Here is a 15147-nt window from a genome sequence, read left to right on the forward strand (position 1 = left end):
TGGTCCTAGACGCTCCGGCAAACTTCCCCCTAGGACGAGCGAGACATTGATGGCTAAGATTCAGGTGAAGACTCCCGTCGTGGAGATCGACGGCGACGAGATGACTCGGATCATCTGGCAGTGGATCCGCGAGCGCCTGATCCAGCCGTATCTCGACATCGACCTCGAATATTACGACCTGTCGATCCAGAAGCGCGACGAGACCGACGACAGGATCACCGTCGAGGCGGCCAAGGCGATCCAGAAGTACGGCGTCGGCGTGAAATGCGCCACGATCACGCCGGACGAGCAGCGGGTCGAGGAATTCGATCTCAAGAAGATGTGGAAGTCGCCAAACGGCACGATCCGCAACATCCTGGGCGGTGTCGTCTTCCGCGAGCCGATCGTGATGAAGAACGTCCCCCGCCTGGTTCCGGGCTGGACCAAGCCGATCGTCGTGGGCCGCCATGCCTTCGGCGACCAGTACAAGGCGACAGACTATCGCGTCCCCGGCCCCGGCAAGCTGCGCCTGGTGTTCGAAGGCGACGACGGCACCGTGATCGACGAGGAAGTGTTCCAGTTCCCGAGCGCCGGCGTCGCGATGGCGATGTACAATCTTGACGATTCGATCCGCGATTTCGCGCGCGCCAGCCTGAACTACGGCCTGGACCGCAAGTGGCCCGTCTATCTGTCGACGAAGAACACGATCATGAAGGCCTATGACGGCCGCTTCAAGGACATCTTCCAGCAGGTTTTCGAGGAAGAGTTCGAGGCGAAGTTCAAAGAATTGGGCATCGAGTATCAGCACCGCCTGATCGACGACATGGTCGCCTCCGCGCTCAAGTGGCACGGCGAGTTCGTCTGGGCCTGCAAGAACTATGACGGCGACGTGCAGTCGGATACGGTCGCGCAGGGCTTCGGCTCGCTCGGCCTGATGACTTCGGTGCTGATGACTCCCGACGGCAAGACGGTCGAGGCCGAGGCGGCGCACGGCACGGTCACGCGCCACTATCGTCAGCACCAGCAGGGCAAAGCGACTTCGACCAACCCGATCGCGTCGATCTTCGCCTGGACCGGCGGGCTGAAGTATCGCGGCAAGTTCGACGGGACTCCCGAAGTGACCAAATTTGCCGAGACGCTCGAGCGCGTCTGCGTCGAGACGGTCGAGGGAGGCCAGATGACCAAGGATCTCGCGATCCTGATCGGGCCCGACCAGCCGTGGATGACCACCGAGCAGTTCTTCGAAGCCATTCGCGAGAATCTCGAGCGTACAATGGCGAAGCAGGGCTAGTCTTCAGCCGGAGGCGCCGCTCCCCGCGACGCCTCCGGCGAATGATCATGGTAGGGGGCGGTGCCCGCGCTGCCGAGCCGGCCCTCGCCTCCGATCAAGCCGGTCGACGTTTCCGGTCCGCAACCTGACCGGCTCCCGGTCCGCAGGATCTGCCGTTCCGCCGCTCGCAAACGCGACATCGGCATCCAATTCGGCAACTCTGCATGACAAGCGGCGCCGCAACCGCTTAGATACGCCGATGCTCAACGTCGACAACAGCGGTTTCAGCGATGCGCTCGTGATCCTGGGCGCGGCCGGGCTTGTGATCCCGGCGTTCGCGCGGTTCCGGATCAGCCCCGTGATAGGCTTCATCCTGGTCGGGATCCTCGCCGGGCCGGCGGGTCTCGGATCGCTCGTCGACGAATATCCCTGGCTCTACCACATCACCATTTCCGATCCGCACGCGATCGAACCCTATGCCGAGTTCGGCATCATCCTGCTGCTGTTCTCGATCGGCTTGGAGCTGTCGTTCAAACGGCTCTGGATGTTGCGGACGCTGGTGTTCGGCGTCGGCGCGGCGGAGTTGCTGGGAGCAGGCATCCTGATCGGAGTGGGGCTGCATCTCATCGGCCAGGCATGGGGCGGCGCAATCGGGCTTGGTCTCGCGCTCGCGCTCTCCTCCACCGCGCTGGTCCTGCCGATGACCGGCACCGCCTCACCGGTCGGCCGTGCGGCATTTTCGATGCTGCTGTTCGAGGATGTCGCGCTCGTGCCGATCATCTTCATGCTCGGCGCGATGGCCCCTACCGCCACCGAGACCGGCTGGGTGGGGCTTGCAAGCGTCGCCGGCTGGGGGCTGCTGACCATCGCAGTGCTGTATGTCGGCGGCCGCTTCGTCTTACCCAAGCTCTTCGCCCAAGCGGCGCGCACCAAGAGCCCGGAACTGTTTTTGGCGGCGAGCCTGCTCGTCGTCATCGTGGCGAGCCTCGCCACCACGGCGGCAGGCCTCTCGCCGATTGTCGGCGCGCTGATCGCGGGACTGCTGATCGCCGAAACCGAGTATCGCAGCGAAGTCGAGGCGATTACCGTCCCGTTCATCGGCCTTGCGCTGGGCGTGTTTCTGATCACCGTGGGCATGCAGCTGGATCTTCGGCTGGTGGCGGCGAACTGGACCGAGCTGCTGATGGCGATTCTGGGAGTGATGGCGATCAAGGTCGCCGTCACGGTCGGGCTGCTCAAGCTCAACGGGGCCCGCACCGGCGTAGCCGTCGAAACCGGCGTGCTGATGGCGAGCCCGTCGGAGACCACGCTGATCGTGCTCGGCGTAGCGGCGGGCGCGGGGCTGATCCTTCCTTCCACCGCAGCCTTCTGGACCACGGTGACGGCGATCGGCCTCACGGTCACGCCGCTGCTCGCCAGCGCCGGCAAGGCAGTCTCCCGACTGATCGAGGGCCGCGCACAGGCAGCCGAGCCGGAAGCCGCGATAGCTCCGGAAGGGCCGGGCACGGTCGTGATCGGTTTCGGGCGCGTGGGGCGCACGGTAGCCGACATGCTCGCACGCCACGGCCAGCGCTATGTCGCGGTCGATGCCGACATCGACACAGTGAGCACCGCGCGGCGCGAAGGCTATCCGGCGCTGTTCGGAAACGTCACGCGATCCGAGTTCGTCGATCGGCTCAATCTCGGCCGTGCGACCGCGCTGGTGCTGACGATGGACGATCCAGTGCTGACGGTGCACCTCACTCGGCGGGTCCGCAACTGGGTGCCGCATTTGCCGATCATCGCCCGCGCCCGGGATTCGAGCCATGCAGCGGAGCTCTACAAGGCCGGCGCCACCGATGCAGTGCCCGAGACGCTGGAAAGTTCGCTGCAGCTTTCCGAGGCGCTGCTGGTCGACCTCGGAATTGCCGTGGGGCCAGTGATCGCATCGATCCACGACAAGCGCGACGAGATGCGCAAATCGATCAAGGAAGCCGCGGGACTCGAACGCGAGCCGCGGCTGCGCAACTCGCGCAAACGCGACATCGAGGCAGAAGCCTGAGCGGAGAGGAATTTCATGGCACGCTATGCCCCGCGGACCGCGTTGCAGACGCATGAGGTCACCAACCAGCCCCCCGAATTCGGCGGCCGCAACCTCTTCGCCACCGACGCTGCACTGCGCGAGGCGGCGCTACGCGAAGGCGGCGCCTGGCTGGAGGCGCCGCTCGCCGCACTTGGCGCCGCAGTGGGGTCCGAGCATGTGCTCGAACTGGGCGAGCTCGCCAACCGGCACCTGCCCGAACTGATCCGGTTCGACCGCTATGGCCGGCAGATCGACGAGGTTCGCTTCCACCCCGCCTATCACGAGCTGATGGCGCTCGCGATGGAGCATGGCATCCACGACATCGCCTGGCGGCGCGAGGGACCGGGCGGGCATGTCGCCCATGCCGCGATGCTGGCGCTGTTCACGCAGGCCGAAGCGGGCGTGATGTGCCCGATCAACATGACCTATGCCGCGGTGCCCGCGCTGCGCACCGACGCCGAGACCGCGGGGCCCTGGCTCGCCGCGCTGATCGGCGGCGAATATGACGCGCCGCTGGTGCCGATCCCGGGCAAGCGCGGCATCACGCTGGGCATGGCGATGACCGAGAAGCAGGGCGGCAGCGACGTGCGGGCGAACACGACGCGTGCCGAGCGCGACGGGCGCGGCTGGCGGCTGACCGGCCACAAATGGTTCTGCTCGGCGCCGATGAGCGACGGCTTCCTGACGCTTGCCTATACGGACGCGGGGCTGAGCTGCTTCCTGGTGCCGCGGATCGCACCCGACGGCAGCCGCAACGCGATCCATGTGATGCGGCTGAAGGACAAGTTGGGCAACAAATCCAACGCCTCGTCCGAGATCGAATATCACGGCGCCCATGCCGAACTGCTCGGCGAGGAAGGCCGCGGCGTGCGGACGATCATCGACATGGTCCACCACACCCGGCTGGGCACCGTCGCCGGAACGCTGGGCATCATGCGGCGCGCACTGGCCGAAGCGGTGCACCACGTCCGCCACCGGCGCGCGTTCCAGAAGACGCTGATCGACCAGCCGGCGATGACCGCGGTGATCGCCGATCTGGCAGTCGAATATGAGGCGGCGGCGCTGCTGGTGATGCGGGTCGCCCGGGCGTTCGACGACGAGCCGGCGTTCGCCCGGCTGGGCGTGGCGGTCGCCAAATACTGGCTGACCAAGCGCTGCGCCAATTTCGTCTACGAGTGCATGGAATGCCTGGGCGGCGCGGGGTACGTCGAGGAGACGCCCCTGCCCCGCTATTATCGCGAGGCGCCGCTCAACGCGATCTGGGAAGGATCGGGCAACGTCATCGCGCTCGACATCCTGCGCACGCTGGCGAAGGAACCGGCGGCGCTCGAGGCGTTTCGCACCGAGCTGGCGGCGGCAAGCGGCGGCGATGCGCGGTTCGACCGCGAAGTCGCCGCGCTCGCCGAGCGGCTGGGCGAAGGCGCGCCCGCCGAGGCGGAGGCCCGCTTCGTCGCCGAGCGGCTGGCGCTGCTGCTCCAGGCGTCGCTGCTGATCCGGCACGCGCCGGCGGCGATAGCCGATGCGTTCGTCGCGACGCGCATCGCGGGCGGCGGCGGCCGCAGCTTCGGCACGCTGTCGAGCGGATGCGACACGCAGGCGATCGTCGCGCGGCAGTGAGTCGCGGCGTCGGCGGCGCTTCGCTTCGCGGTTTTCGCGCCGATCCTTTGCGAATCTTGCGCCGTCGCGATCTTAAGTTGCGCGGAGCCGCAAGTGGGGATCGACCGTGTCAAAGAGCCTGCCGAGGCTGGCAGATCGTCGGCGTGTAGGACAGCGATTTCCGCACGCCGCAACAAAGCCCCGCCCGGCCACGTTCCCCACGCACCCGCAGAAGAGGAGCAGATCGCACGATGGAGGACGCCATCCTCGAGGAAGCCGCGCCCGCCGGCAGCGGACGCCGCATGCAGGTCAATCCGCCGGTGTTCTTCATCTCGGCAGCACTGATCCTCGCCTTCGCTCTGGGCGGGGCGCTGTTCGCCGAACAGGCGGGCGGGCTGTTCGGCCAGATCCAGGCGCTGATCGTCGAGGATTTCGGCTGGTTCTACATCCTCGTCGTGGCGGGGTTCCTCGTCTTCGTCCTCTATCTGATGCTGAGCCGCTTCGGCGACGTGAAGCTGGGCCCGGACGAGAGCGAGCCGGACTATAGCTATCTCAGCTGGTTCGCGATGCTGTTCAGCGCAGGGATGGGCATCGGCCTCATCTTCTTCGGCGTCGCCGAGCCGGTGCAGCATTATGCCATGCCGCCGGTGGGAGAAGGCCGCACGCTCGATGCCGCGCGGCAGGCGATGATGCTCACTTTCTTCCATTGGGGGCTGCACGCCTGGGCGATCTATATCGTCGTCGGGCTGGCACTCGCCTATTTCGCCTTCCGCCGCGGGCTTCCGCTGGCGATCCGCTCGGCCCTCTATCCGCTGATCGGCAAGCGCATCCACGGCCCGATCGGCCATGCGATCGATATCTTCGCGGTGCTCGGCACGATGTTCGGCGTCGCGACGTCGCTCGGCCTCGGCGTGCTCCAGGTGACCGCGGGCTTCGGCTATCTGTTCGGCCTGCCGACCTCCACCTCGGTCCAGCTAATCCTGATCGCGGCGATCACCGGCATGGCCACGCTGTCGGTCGTCATGGGGCTCGACAAGGGCGTGAAGCGCCTTTCCGAGCTGAACATCGTGCTGGCGGTGGCGCTGCTCGCCTTCGTGCTGTTCGCCGGATCGACGGTGTTCCTGCTCCAGGCGTTCGTGCAGAATATCGGCACCTATCTGGGCGCGGTCGTGCAGCGGACCTTCCGCATGTACGCCTATGAGCCCAATCCCTGGCTGGGCGACTGGACGCTGTTCTACTGGGGCTGGTGGATCGCCTGGTCGCCGTTCGTCGGGATGTTCATTGCCCGCATCTCGCGCGGGCGAACGATCCGCGAATTCGTGATGGGCGTGCTGCTGGTGCCGGTCGCCTTCACCTTCCTGTGGATGACCGTGTTCGGCAACACGGCGATCGGGCTCGACCTGTCAGGCGCCGCGCCGATCGCGGCGACGGTGGCGGACAATCTGCCGATCGCGCTGTTCGAGACGCTGAGCGCGCTGCCGCTCGCGACGATCACGTCGGGGATCGCCACGCTGCTGGTCATCACCTTCTTCGTGACATCGGCCGATTCGGGCGCGCTGGTGATCGACATCATCACGTCGGGCGCGGCGGAGAACCCGCCGGTGTGGCAGCGGGTGTTCTGGGCCGTGACGGCCGGCGGCGTCGCGGCGGTGCTGCTGCTCGCCGGCGGGCTACAGGCGCTGCAGACGGCGGCGATCGCGAGCGCCCTGCCCTTCGCAGTGGTGATGGTGTTTATCGCCTACGGCCTGCTGCGCGCGCTGCAGATGGAAGGCAAGGCAAGCTCGATCGACATGGGCGTGGCCGAGGAAACACCTCCCGGACCGCATCTGAGCTGGCAGCAGCGGCTGGCGAGCATCACCAGCCAAAACGACAAGAGCGACATCGCGGATTTCCTGACGGGCACGGTGCGGCCGGCGCTCGACGCCGTGGCAGCCGAGCTGCGGGCGGCGGGGCTGGAGCCGAGCTTCACCGGGGACGGCGAGCATATCGACGTGACCGTGCCGCACGGCGAGCGCGGCGCATTCCGCTACACCGTGCGCGCGCGGGGCTTTCGCTCGCCGAGCTTCGCCTGGGCCGAAAGCCGCAAGGCCGAGGCGGGCGAGCGGCGCCATTTCCGGGCCATGGCGTCCTCTTCCGAAGGCGACCAGCCGCACGACGTGACCGGATTCAGCGGCGACCAGATCATCAACGATCTGCTCAACCGCTATGCCCGGTTCCGCCACACCCGGCGGATGGAATAGCGGGCAGCGCGCGGCCGGTCAGCCGAACGGCCGTTCGATCGACGGCGGCGGCTCGCTGAACCAGCGCGGGCCGGCTTCCGTCATGTAGAGGCAATCCTCGAGCCGGATGCCGAAGCGGCCGGGCAGGTAGAGGCCGGGTTCATTCGAGAAGCACATCCCGGGTGCGAGCGGAGTCGTCTCGCCGCGCACGAAGTTCACCGGCTCGTGCCCCTCGAGCCCGATGCCGTGACCGGTGCGGTGCGAGAGGCCGGGCAGCGCATAGTCCGGGCCGTAGCCGAGGCCTTGGTAATAGGCGCGCACGGCATCGTCGACGGCGCCGGCGGGGCGACCGATCCGAGCCGCATCGAACGCGACCTGCTGACCCTGGCGGACATGGTTCCAGACCCGGCGCTGCTCGACGCTCGGATCGCCGAACACGAAGCTGCGCGAGACATCCGACTCATAGTCGTGCACCGAGCAGCCGCAGTCCATGAGGACGACTTCGCCGGGGCGGACCTGCTGCGGCTGGCCCGATCCGTGCGGATAGGCCGAGGCCTCGCCGAGCAGGATCAGGTTGAATTCGACGCTGCCGCCGAGCCGAGTGGTGGCCGCGCGCATCAGCGCGCCGATGTCGCGCGGGCTCATCCCCGCCTCGATCCGCGGCCAGGTCCAGCGATAGGCGGCGACGGTGACGTCGGTAGCGGCCTGCATCAGCGCGATCTCGTGCGGCGACTTGAGCATGCGGCAGCCGCGGACGACCGGATTGCCGGACACGATTTCGGCACCCGGAAGCGCGCGGGCGAGCCCATCGACCGCGAAGTGGCGCACCGTCTCCTCGATTCCGACCGGCCGGTCCGCAAGCCGTTTCTCGCGCAGCCAGCCGGCGACGACCGCGAGCGGATCCTCATGTTCCTGCCAGACGCGGACCTCGGCATCGATGCCGAGCGATTCGCGCACCGACGGCTCCTCGAAGAAGGGCGTGACGATCAGCGGATCGCCTTCGACCGGGAGCACGACCGCGGTGAGCCGCTCGCTGCGCCACCAGCGCACGCCGGTGAAGTAGATCATGCTGGCGCCGGGCTCGATCAGCACCGATCCGATGCCGTGCCGCCGCATCAGCGCCTGGGCACGGGCGATCCGCGCGCGCCGCTCGTCGGGGCCGATCGGCTGCACGCCGCCGGTGATGTCGGTCAGCTCGGCGGCATCCTGCATCGCCCAGGCGAGGCCCGGGGCGAGCAGCGGCGCGGCGGCGGCCGCCGCCAGCATCGCACGGCGCGACAGGCGCATCATGCGACCACCGGCTCGGCCGCTTCGGGCGGATCATATTCGCCGCGCGAGACCACCGTGGCGAGAACCAGATCGCCCACCACGTTGAGCGTGGTCCGGCACATGTCGAGGAAACGATCGACCCCGAGCACCAGGCCGATCCCTTCGGGCGGAACGCCGACCATGCCGAGGATCAGCGCGACCACCGGCAGCGAGCCGGCGGGAACGCCCGCCGTGCCGATGCCGCCGAGGATGCAGATCAGCATGACCGTGAGCTGCTGCAGGAAATCGAGCTCGACGCCGAAGAACTGGGCGAGGAACAGGACGGTGACGCCCTCGAACATCGCCGTGCCGTTCTGGTTGGCAGTCGCGCCGACAGTGAGCACGAAGCGGGCGACCTTGCGCGGCAGCTTGAGCTCCATGTCGGCGACGCGCAGCGCCGTCGGCAGCGTGGCGTTCGATGAGGCGGTGGAGAAGGCCATCACGCTGGCTTCCGAGGTCTGGCGGAAGAAGGCGATCGGGCTCTTGCGCGCGATCAGCACCAGCAGCAGCGGGAAGACGACGAACATCTGCGTGCCGAGCGCGAGCAGCACCACGCCGACATAGGCCGAAAGCCGGGCGATCAGTTCCCAGCCGAACAGTGCCGCCAGATTGAACATGAAGCAGAAGACCGCGAGCGGCGCCATCTTGATGACGATGCCGATCAGCTTCATCGCGACGGTGAAGATGCCCTCGATGCCGCGCTGGAGCACCTGCACCTCGGGCCGGTTGCCGGCGATGAGGATGCCGATGCCGAAGAACAGCGCGAAGAACATCACCGCGAGAATGTCGTTTGCGGTCATCGCGGCGATCACGTTCGACGGGACGATCGAGAGCAGCGCGTCCATGCCGGTGGGCGTCGAGCCGGTGCGCTCGAGAATCGCGCTGGCGCCTGCCCCGGCTTCGTCGAGCATCGCCTGGACGACTGCGAGATCGGTGCCGTCGCCCGGACGCAGCCAGTTGACCCAGCCGATGCTGATGAGGACGGCGACCGAGGAGACGACGACGGTGAGCAGCAGCGTGCGCAGGCCGACGCGGCGGAGCGAGCGGACCTCGCCCATCTCCGCGATGCCGACGACGAGCGCCGAGAAGAGCAGCGGAATGACCAGCATGAACAGCAGCCGCAGGAACAGCTGGCCGATCGGGCCGGTGACATAGGTGGTGACGAACGCCACCCAATCGGCACCCGCGGCGTAGAAATGGACGATCAGGCCGAGCGCCAGGCCGAGCGCGAAGCCGCCCAGCATCCACCATTGCAACCTGCTCTCGCGCTGATCCTCGCGCGGCGGCGTCGCTTCCATTCCAGTCCCCCCGGTGATGTCGTTCGCGTCACGCATAGGCATAGGGGCCGCCCTTGGCGAGAGCCGAGCGATAGGCCGGGCGGGCGTGGATCGTCTCGAGCCAGCGGGCGATGTGCGGGCGGGCCTCCGCGGCGCCGGCGCGCGCGACCGCGGCTTCGAGCGGGAAGCTCATCATCACGTCGGCGGCAGTGAATTCCTCGCCGGCGAACCACGGGCGGCCGCCGAGCTCGGCTTCGATCCAGTCGAGATGGACGTCGATCATCGGCTGGATGCGCTTCTGCGCGCTCCTGCCGAAGAGCGGGATGCGGCCGAGCACCAGCTTGAGCAGCAGCGGCGGCATCAGCGAGCCTTCGGCATAATGGAGGAAATGGCGATAGCGCAGGACCGACTCGCGGTGCGAGGGCGGGCCGAGGCGGCCGTCCGCCTTCTCGACCAGATATTCGACGATCGCGCCGGTTTCGGCGACCACGCGCGGACCCGCGGCGGTGCTGGTGTCTTCGATCACCGGCGACTTGCCCAGCGGATGGACCTTGCGCAGCTCGGGCGGGGCGAGCATCGTCCTGGGATCGCGCGCGTAGCGAACGACTTCATAGGGAAGCTCGAGTTCCTCGAGCATCCAGAGCACGCGCTGCGAACGCGAATTTTCGAGATGGTGGACGCGAATGGTCATCCGGGCTCTCCTGATCTGCGATAGCGCGCCTGCTTGAGCACGAAACGGCCGCCGCGTCGACCGGACGCGAAAAGACCCGGCGCAGGGAGTGCGCCGGGTCCTTCGACGGGAGAGGCTCCCATCGCCGTCGCGCCGCCCCGCCGAGAGCGGGCGACGGCGGCTTCTTCTACGCGATCAGAGATCGTCCTCGGCGTCGGGGCCGGTCATCATCTCCTCGGCGACCTGCTCGGTACGACCGCGGATCGCGGCTTCGAGCCGCTGACAGATCTCGGGATTTTCCTTGAGGAAGGTCTTGGCGTTCTCGCGTCCCTGGCCGATGCGGACACTGTCGTAGCTGAACCAGGCGCCCGCCTTCTCGACCAGCCCGGCCTTCACGCCGAGATCGAGGATCTCGCCGATCTTGGAAATACCCTCGCCGTACATGATGTCGAATTCGACCTGCTTGAACGGCGGGGCGACCTTGTTCTTCACCACCTTCACGCGCGTCGAATTGCCGACGATGTCGTCGCGATCCTTGATCTGGCCGGTACGGCGGATGTCGAGACGGACCGAAGCGTAGAATTTGAGCGCGTTGCCGCCCGTCGTCGTCTCGGGGTTGCCGTACATCACGCCGATCTTCATGCGCAGCTGGTTGATGAAGATCACCATGCAGCGCGAGCGGCTGATCGAGCCGGTGAGCTTGCGCAGCGACTGCGACATCAGCCGCGCCTGCAAGCCGACATGGCTGTCGCCCATCTCGCCTTCGATCTCGGCACGCGGGACGAGCGCGGCGACCGAATCGACCACCAGCACGTCGATCGCGTTCGAGCGGACGAGCGTGTCGGTGATCTCGAGCGCCTGCTCGCCGGTATCGGGCTGCGAGACGATCAGCTCGTCGATGTCGACGCCCAGCTTGCGGGCATAGACCGGATCGAGCGCATGCTCGGCGTCGACGAAGGCGGCGGTGCCGCCCATCCGCTGCGCCTCGGCGATGACGTGCAGCGCCAGCGTGGTCTTGCCCGAGCTTTCCGGCCCATAGACTTCGATCACGCGGCCGCGCGGCAGGCCGCCGACGCCGAGCGCGATGTCGAGCCCGAGCGAGCCGGTCGAGATCGCCTCGACCTGCATCGCCTCCTTCTGGCCGAGCTTCATCGCGCTGCCCTTGCCGAACGCGCGGTCGATCTGGGCGAGCGCCGCGTCGAGCGCCTTCTGGCGGTCGCCCGCCGCCTTGTCCGTGGATGCTGCCATCTTGCCGTCGATCACCTTGAGAGATGCCGCCATTTCGAAGCCCTCGCCGCTAGAGGATTGCCGTCACGCATTCAACGTGAATGGTGGCGTACACCAAATGTTCCGACGGAACAAGAGCGGAACGTTTCACCACTCCCCTTCCCCGCCCCTGGCGGCTAGAAGCGCCCGGTGAGCATCATCGAACAGGACATACACGACCTTCTGGCCGAACGCAGCGGCGTGGCGCGCGACCGGATCCGCGGCGATTCGCGGCTGCTGCAGGATCTGGGGCTGCACGGCGACGCGGCGGTGGGGTTCTTCACTGCGGTCGCGGCGCGCCACCAGGTCGAGCTGACGGCGCTATGGAAGCGTTGGGACCGGCATTTCGGGCCGGAGCGGCTGCCGCTCGTCGCATGGCTGGCGTTCCTGCCGGCAGCGGTCGGCGGCGCGCTGGCGGGCGACTGGCTCGGCGAAAGGCTCTACCTGACACGCGACGGCACCCGAGTGCTCGCGATCGGACTGGCGATCGGCGCGGTGTGGCTGATCGCGCGGCTCGCACCGCGGCGCGGCCAGGCGCCGATCCGCGTCGACGAAGTGGTGGCGGCCGCCCGGCGCGGGCGCTGGTGAGGCGAGCGCCTCAGCCGAGCGAATCGAGCGCGGCTTCGACGCCTTCGAGCGTGAAGGGCTTGGAGAGCACCGGGCGATCCTTGTAGACCTCGACAATCGTGTCGTCGGATCCGCCGGTGGCGAGGACGAACGGGATCCCCGCAGCGGCCAGCGCATCGGCGACCGGCCAGCTCTTTTCGCCGCCGCGCAGATTCACGTCGAGAATCGCGGCATCGATATCGCCGGTTTCGATCCGGGGAATCGCAGTCTCGCAGCTGTCGGCCGTGCCCGCGACGCGGCGGCCGAGCAGATCGAGAAAATCCTCGAGCATCATCGAGATGAGCGGTTCGTCCTCGACGATCAGGACGCGCTGCGGCTCAGCCATGGAGCTTCGCCACGCCCGCGGCCGTCGAACGGCTCGCCCTCATTCCGCGCGCAGCACTTCGGTGCCCGGACCCACAAAGGCGCATTCGACACATACTCCCCCACTCGCCGCACACGCTACGGCAGTCCAGCCCATGCCAAAGACTTCATTTCGTTGCAAGAACGTCGCGCGCGGCCTCGGCGAGCTGCTGGACGGAAAAGGGCTTGGGGAGGAAGGCGATATTGTCGAGATCGATCGACTTGCGCAGCTGTTCCTCGGCATAGCCCGACATGAAGAGGATCGGGATATCGGGATAGCGCGCCCGCACGCGGCGCGCCATCGTCGGCCCGTCCATCGACGGCATCACCACGTCCGACACCAGCAGATCGGGCTTGTCGCACCGCTCGAGCAGTTCGAGCGCGACTTCGCCGTTCTCGGCAGTCAGCACGGTATAGCCCTGGCGCGTGAGCGCACGCTCGGCGACCGCGCGCACCATATCCTCGTCCTCGACCACCAGCACCGTGCCGCTGCCCCAGAGATCGGCGGGCTTCTCCTTCGGCGCGGCGGGTGCCTTGCTCGCCTCCGCGGCGGCGTGGACGGGGAGATAGATGGTGAAGGCGGTCCCCTGCCCCGGCTCGCTTTCGGCGAAGATGAAACCACCCGACTGCTTGATGATGCCATAGACAGTCGAGAGGCCGAGGCCGGTGCCCTTGCCCACTTCCTTGGTCGTGAAGAAGGGCTCGAAGATCTTGGGAAGCACGTCGGGCGGAATACCCGTCCCGGTGTCCGAAATGCGCAGCGCGGTATAATCGGCGAGCGGAAGGACATCCTCCTCCATCTGGCGCACGTCGGCGGCGGTGACCGTCATCGTCTCGATCGTGAGCATGCCGCCACCGCTGGGATTCTTGGCGAGCATCGCGTCGCGCGCGTTGACGGCTAGATTGACGACGACCTGTTCGAGCTGCCCCGGATCGGCGCGGACCGGACCGAGATTGCGGCCGTGCTTGACCTCAAGCCGGACGGTCTCGCCGAGCAGCCGCTTGAGCAGGTTCGAGACTTCGGAGATCACGTCGGGCAGCTGGAGCACCTGCGGCCGCAGCGTCTGCTGACGCGAAAAGGCGAGCAGCTGGCGCGTCAGGCTGGCGGCGCGATTCGAATTGGCGCGGATCTGCTGAATGTCGTCATAGTCGCTGTCGCCGGGCGAATGGCGCATCAGCATCAGATCGCAATGGCCGATGATCGCGGTGAGGATGTTGTTGAAATCATGCGCGACGCCTCCGGCGAGCTGGCCGACCGCCTGCATCTTCGTCGCCTGCGCGACCTGGCGCTTGAGCTTGCCCTCCTCCCCCGAATCCTTGAGGCTGATGAGGACCGCCGCCTCGCCGAGCCCGCGCGCGGCGGCGATCGAGACGGCGACCGGCTCCTCGGGCGCATCGGCGAGGCGGATCGCCATGTCGGTCGCATGCGCGGCACCGCCGGCGAAGCGGCGGACCGCATCGGCGAGCGCGGCCTTGTCCTCGCGCACGACCAGATCGCCCGGATAGAGCGGCGGGGCAGCGGCATTGACGCGCGTCGCCCGCACGAAGGCGTCGTTCATATGGACGAAGCGGCCGTCGCGATCGACCAGCGCCATGCCGAGCGGAAGCAGCGAGATGAGCGAGCGGACATGCGCGCTGGCGCTGCCGCCGATCGCGGGCGAGTTCACTGCGCTCGTCTCTTCGTCGAGCAGCGCCACCAGCATCGGGGCGTCCTCGCCGTCGAGGAACGGAATCTGAAGCACGCGCAGCGGCGTGCCGGTCGTCCCCTCGCGCTCGAAACGGACCTGTCCGCTGCTGTCGGTGATGAGGAAGCGCGTGAAATCGCGCCCCTCGATCGCAGCTTCCTCATGCCCCATCGCGCGCAGGCGCAGCACGCGGTTCGCGGCGCGCACCCGCCCCTCGGGCGAGACAAGCGCAGTCATCACTCCGGCCGAGGCGAGACGATCGCCGGTGTGGCCGGCAATGAGGGTCTGGACGGTCTGGGCGAGATCGACCGCCTGAACGCCGGCGAAGCGCCAGACGAGCATCTCGTCATTCACCCGTTCGACACTGGCGGTGACGCGCGCGCCGGAGACGTCGAGCGTGTCGGTGCGGCCGCTGCCGTCGCGCCAGGCGGCACGACCCGCGGCGCCGAGCGCCGATAGCGCGGCATCGCCGACGGGCAGGCTGGGCGGCGTCGGAAAGCCGCCGAACAGCGATTCGTAGCGGGCGTTGGCGCAGACCAACCGGCCGGCGCGATCGGTGACGGCGAGCGCGTCGTCGCTCGCCGCCGCGAGCGCGTGGGCGACGGCCCAGTCGACGACGGGCTCGGCTGAGGCATCGGACGCGAACAGCCGCCGGAACGTATAGAGCCCGCCGGCGATCAACAGTCCGGCGGCGACGAAGCCGACCGCGAGCGCACGATCGCCGATCGTCGTGAGGATCAGCCCGGCCGCCGCGATCCCCGCGACGAGCGCAGCGGCGAGCGGCAGCGGGGTGCGATTGCGAACGGGCTTGGAACCGGCGGGAAGCGTGGCCATGCCCCGTCCTGT

11 protein-coding genes are annotated in these 15147 nt (G+C 67.8%); 5 read left to right on the plus strand and 6 right to left on the minus strand.

Annotated elements, in window-relative coordinates:
* Nucleotides 1-49: 49 nt before the first annotated feature.
* From ACQ450_RS02550 to ACQ450_RS02565, 4 genes are all read left to right on the plus strand, one after another.
* On the plus strand, nucleotides 50-1270 hold the full coding sequence (locus ACQ450_RS02550; RefSeq protein WP_188054969.1) for an NADP-dependent isocitrate dehydrogenase: 1221 nt from the start codon (nucleotides 50-52) through the stop codon (nucleotides 1268-1270).
* 238 nt (nucleotides 1271-1508) lie between these two features.
* Nucleotides 1509-3290, plus strand: a complete 1782-nt coding sequence (locus ACQ450_RS02555) for a cation:proton antiporter domain-containing protein (RefSeq protein WP_431470384.1) — start codon at nucleotides 1509-1511, stop codon at nucleotides 3288-3290.
* A 15-nt stretch (nucleotides 3291-3305) separates the two neighbouring features.
* The gene (locus tag ACQ450_RS02560; protein WP_431470385.1) at nucleotides 3306-4928 is read left to right on the plus strand and encodes an acyl-CoA dehydrogenase family protein; all 1623 of its coding nucleotides are present in this window, start codon (nucleotides 3306-3308) and stop codon (nucleotides 4926-4928) included.
* A gap of 230 nt (nucleotides 4929-5158) precedes the next feature.
* On the plus strand, nucleotides 5159-7147 hold the full coding sequence (locus ACQ450_RS02565) for a BCCT family transporter (RefSeq protein ID WP_431470386.1): 1989 nt from the start codon (nucleotides 5159-5161) through the stop codon (nucleotides 7145-7147).
* A gap of 18 nt (nucleotides 7148-7165) precedes the next feature.
* Here ACQ450_RS02565 and ACQ450_RS02570 read toward each other — a convergent pair whose 3' ends face one another.
* From ACQ450_RS02570 to recA, 4 genes are all read right to left on the minus strand, one after another.
* Nucleotides 7166-8413 carry a M24 family metallopeptidase gene (locus ACQ450_RS02570; RefSeq protein WP_431471263.1) on the minus strand — a complete coding sequence of 416 codons (1248 nt, stop codon included), beginning with the start codon at nucleotides 8411-8413 and terminating at the stop codon, nucleotides 7166-7168.
* Nucleotides 8413-9732, minus strand: a complete 1320-nt coding sequence (locus tag ACQ450_RS02575) for a dicarboxylate/amino acid:cation symporter (protein WP_431471264.1) — start codon at nucleotides 9730-9732, stop codon at nucleotides 8413-8415. The genes ACQ450_RS02570 and ACQ450_RS02575 overlap by 1 nt, the downstream gene beginning before the upstream one ends.
* 28 nt (nucleotides 9733-9760) lie before the next feature.
* Nucleotides 9761-10402 carry a glutathione S-transferase family protein gene (locus ACQ450_RS02580; protein ID WP_431470387.1) on the minus strand — a complete coding sequence of 214 codons (642 nt, stop codon included), beginning with the start codon at nucleotides 10400-10402 and terminating at the stop codon, nucleotides 9761-9763.
* A gap of 174 nt (nucleotides 10403-10576) precedes the next feature.
* Complete coding sequence (gene recA, locus ACQ450_RS02585) at nucleotides 10577-11662, minus strand: recombinase RecA (RefSeq protein ID WP_188054975.1); 1086 nt, start codon at nucleotides 11660-11662, stop codon at nucleotides 10577-10579.
* A gap of 135 nt (nucleotides 11663-11797) precedes the next feature.
* On the opposite strand from recA, the gene ACQ450_RS02590 reads away from it, so the two are divergent.
* Complete coding sequence (locus tag ACQ450_RS02590; protein WP_431470388.1) at nucleotides 11798-12235, plus strand: acyl carrier protein; 438 nt, start codon at nucleotides 11798-11800, stop codon at nucleotides 12233-12235.
* Nucleotides 12236-12245: 10 nt separating this feature from the next.
* Here the strand turns inward: ACQ450_RS02590 and ACQ450_RS02595 are convergent, their stop codons facing one another.
* Together ACQ450_RS02595 and ACQ450_RS02600 are read right to left on the minus strand one after the other, a co-directional pair.
* The gene (locus ACQ450_RS02595; protein ID WP_188054977.1) at nucleotides 12246-12599 is read right to left on the minus strand and encodes a response regulator; all 354 of its coding nucleotides are present in this window, start codon (nucleotides 12597-12599) and stop codon (nucleotides 12246-12248) included.
* A 145-nt stretch (nucleotides 12600-12744) separates the two neighbouring features.
* Nucleotides 12745-15135 carry a response regulator gene (locus ACQ450_RS02600; RefSeq protein ID WP_431470389.1) on the minus strand — a complete coding sequence of 797 codons (2391 nt, stop codon included), beginning with the start codon at nucleotides 15133-15135 and terminating at the stop codon, nucleotides 12745-12747.
* Nucleotides 15136-15147: the final 12 nt, after the last annotated feature.

The sequence above is a fragment of the Sphingosinithalassobacter sp. LHW66-3 genome, from assembly GCF_050703275.1.
In the GTDB taxonomy this organism is placed as follows: domain Bacteria; phylum Pseudomonadota; class Alphaproteobacteria; order Sphingomonadales; family Sphingomonadaceae; genus Sphingomonas.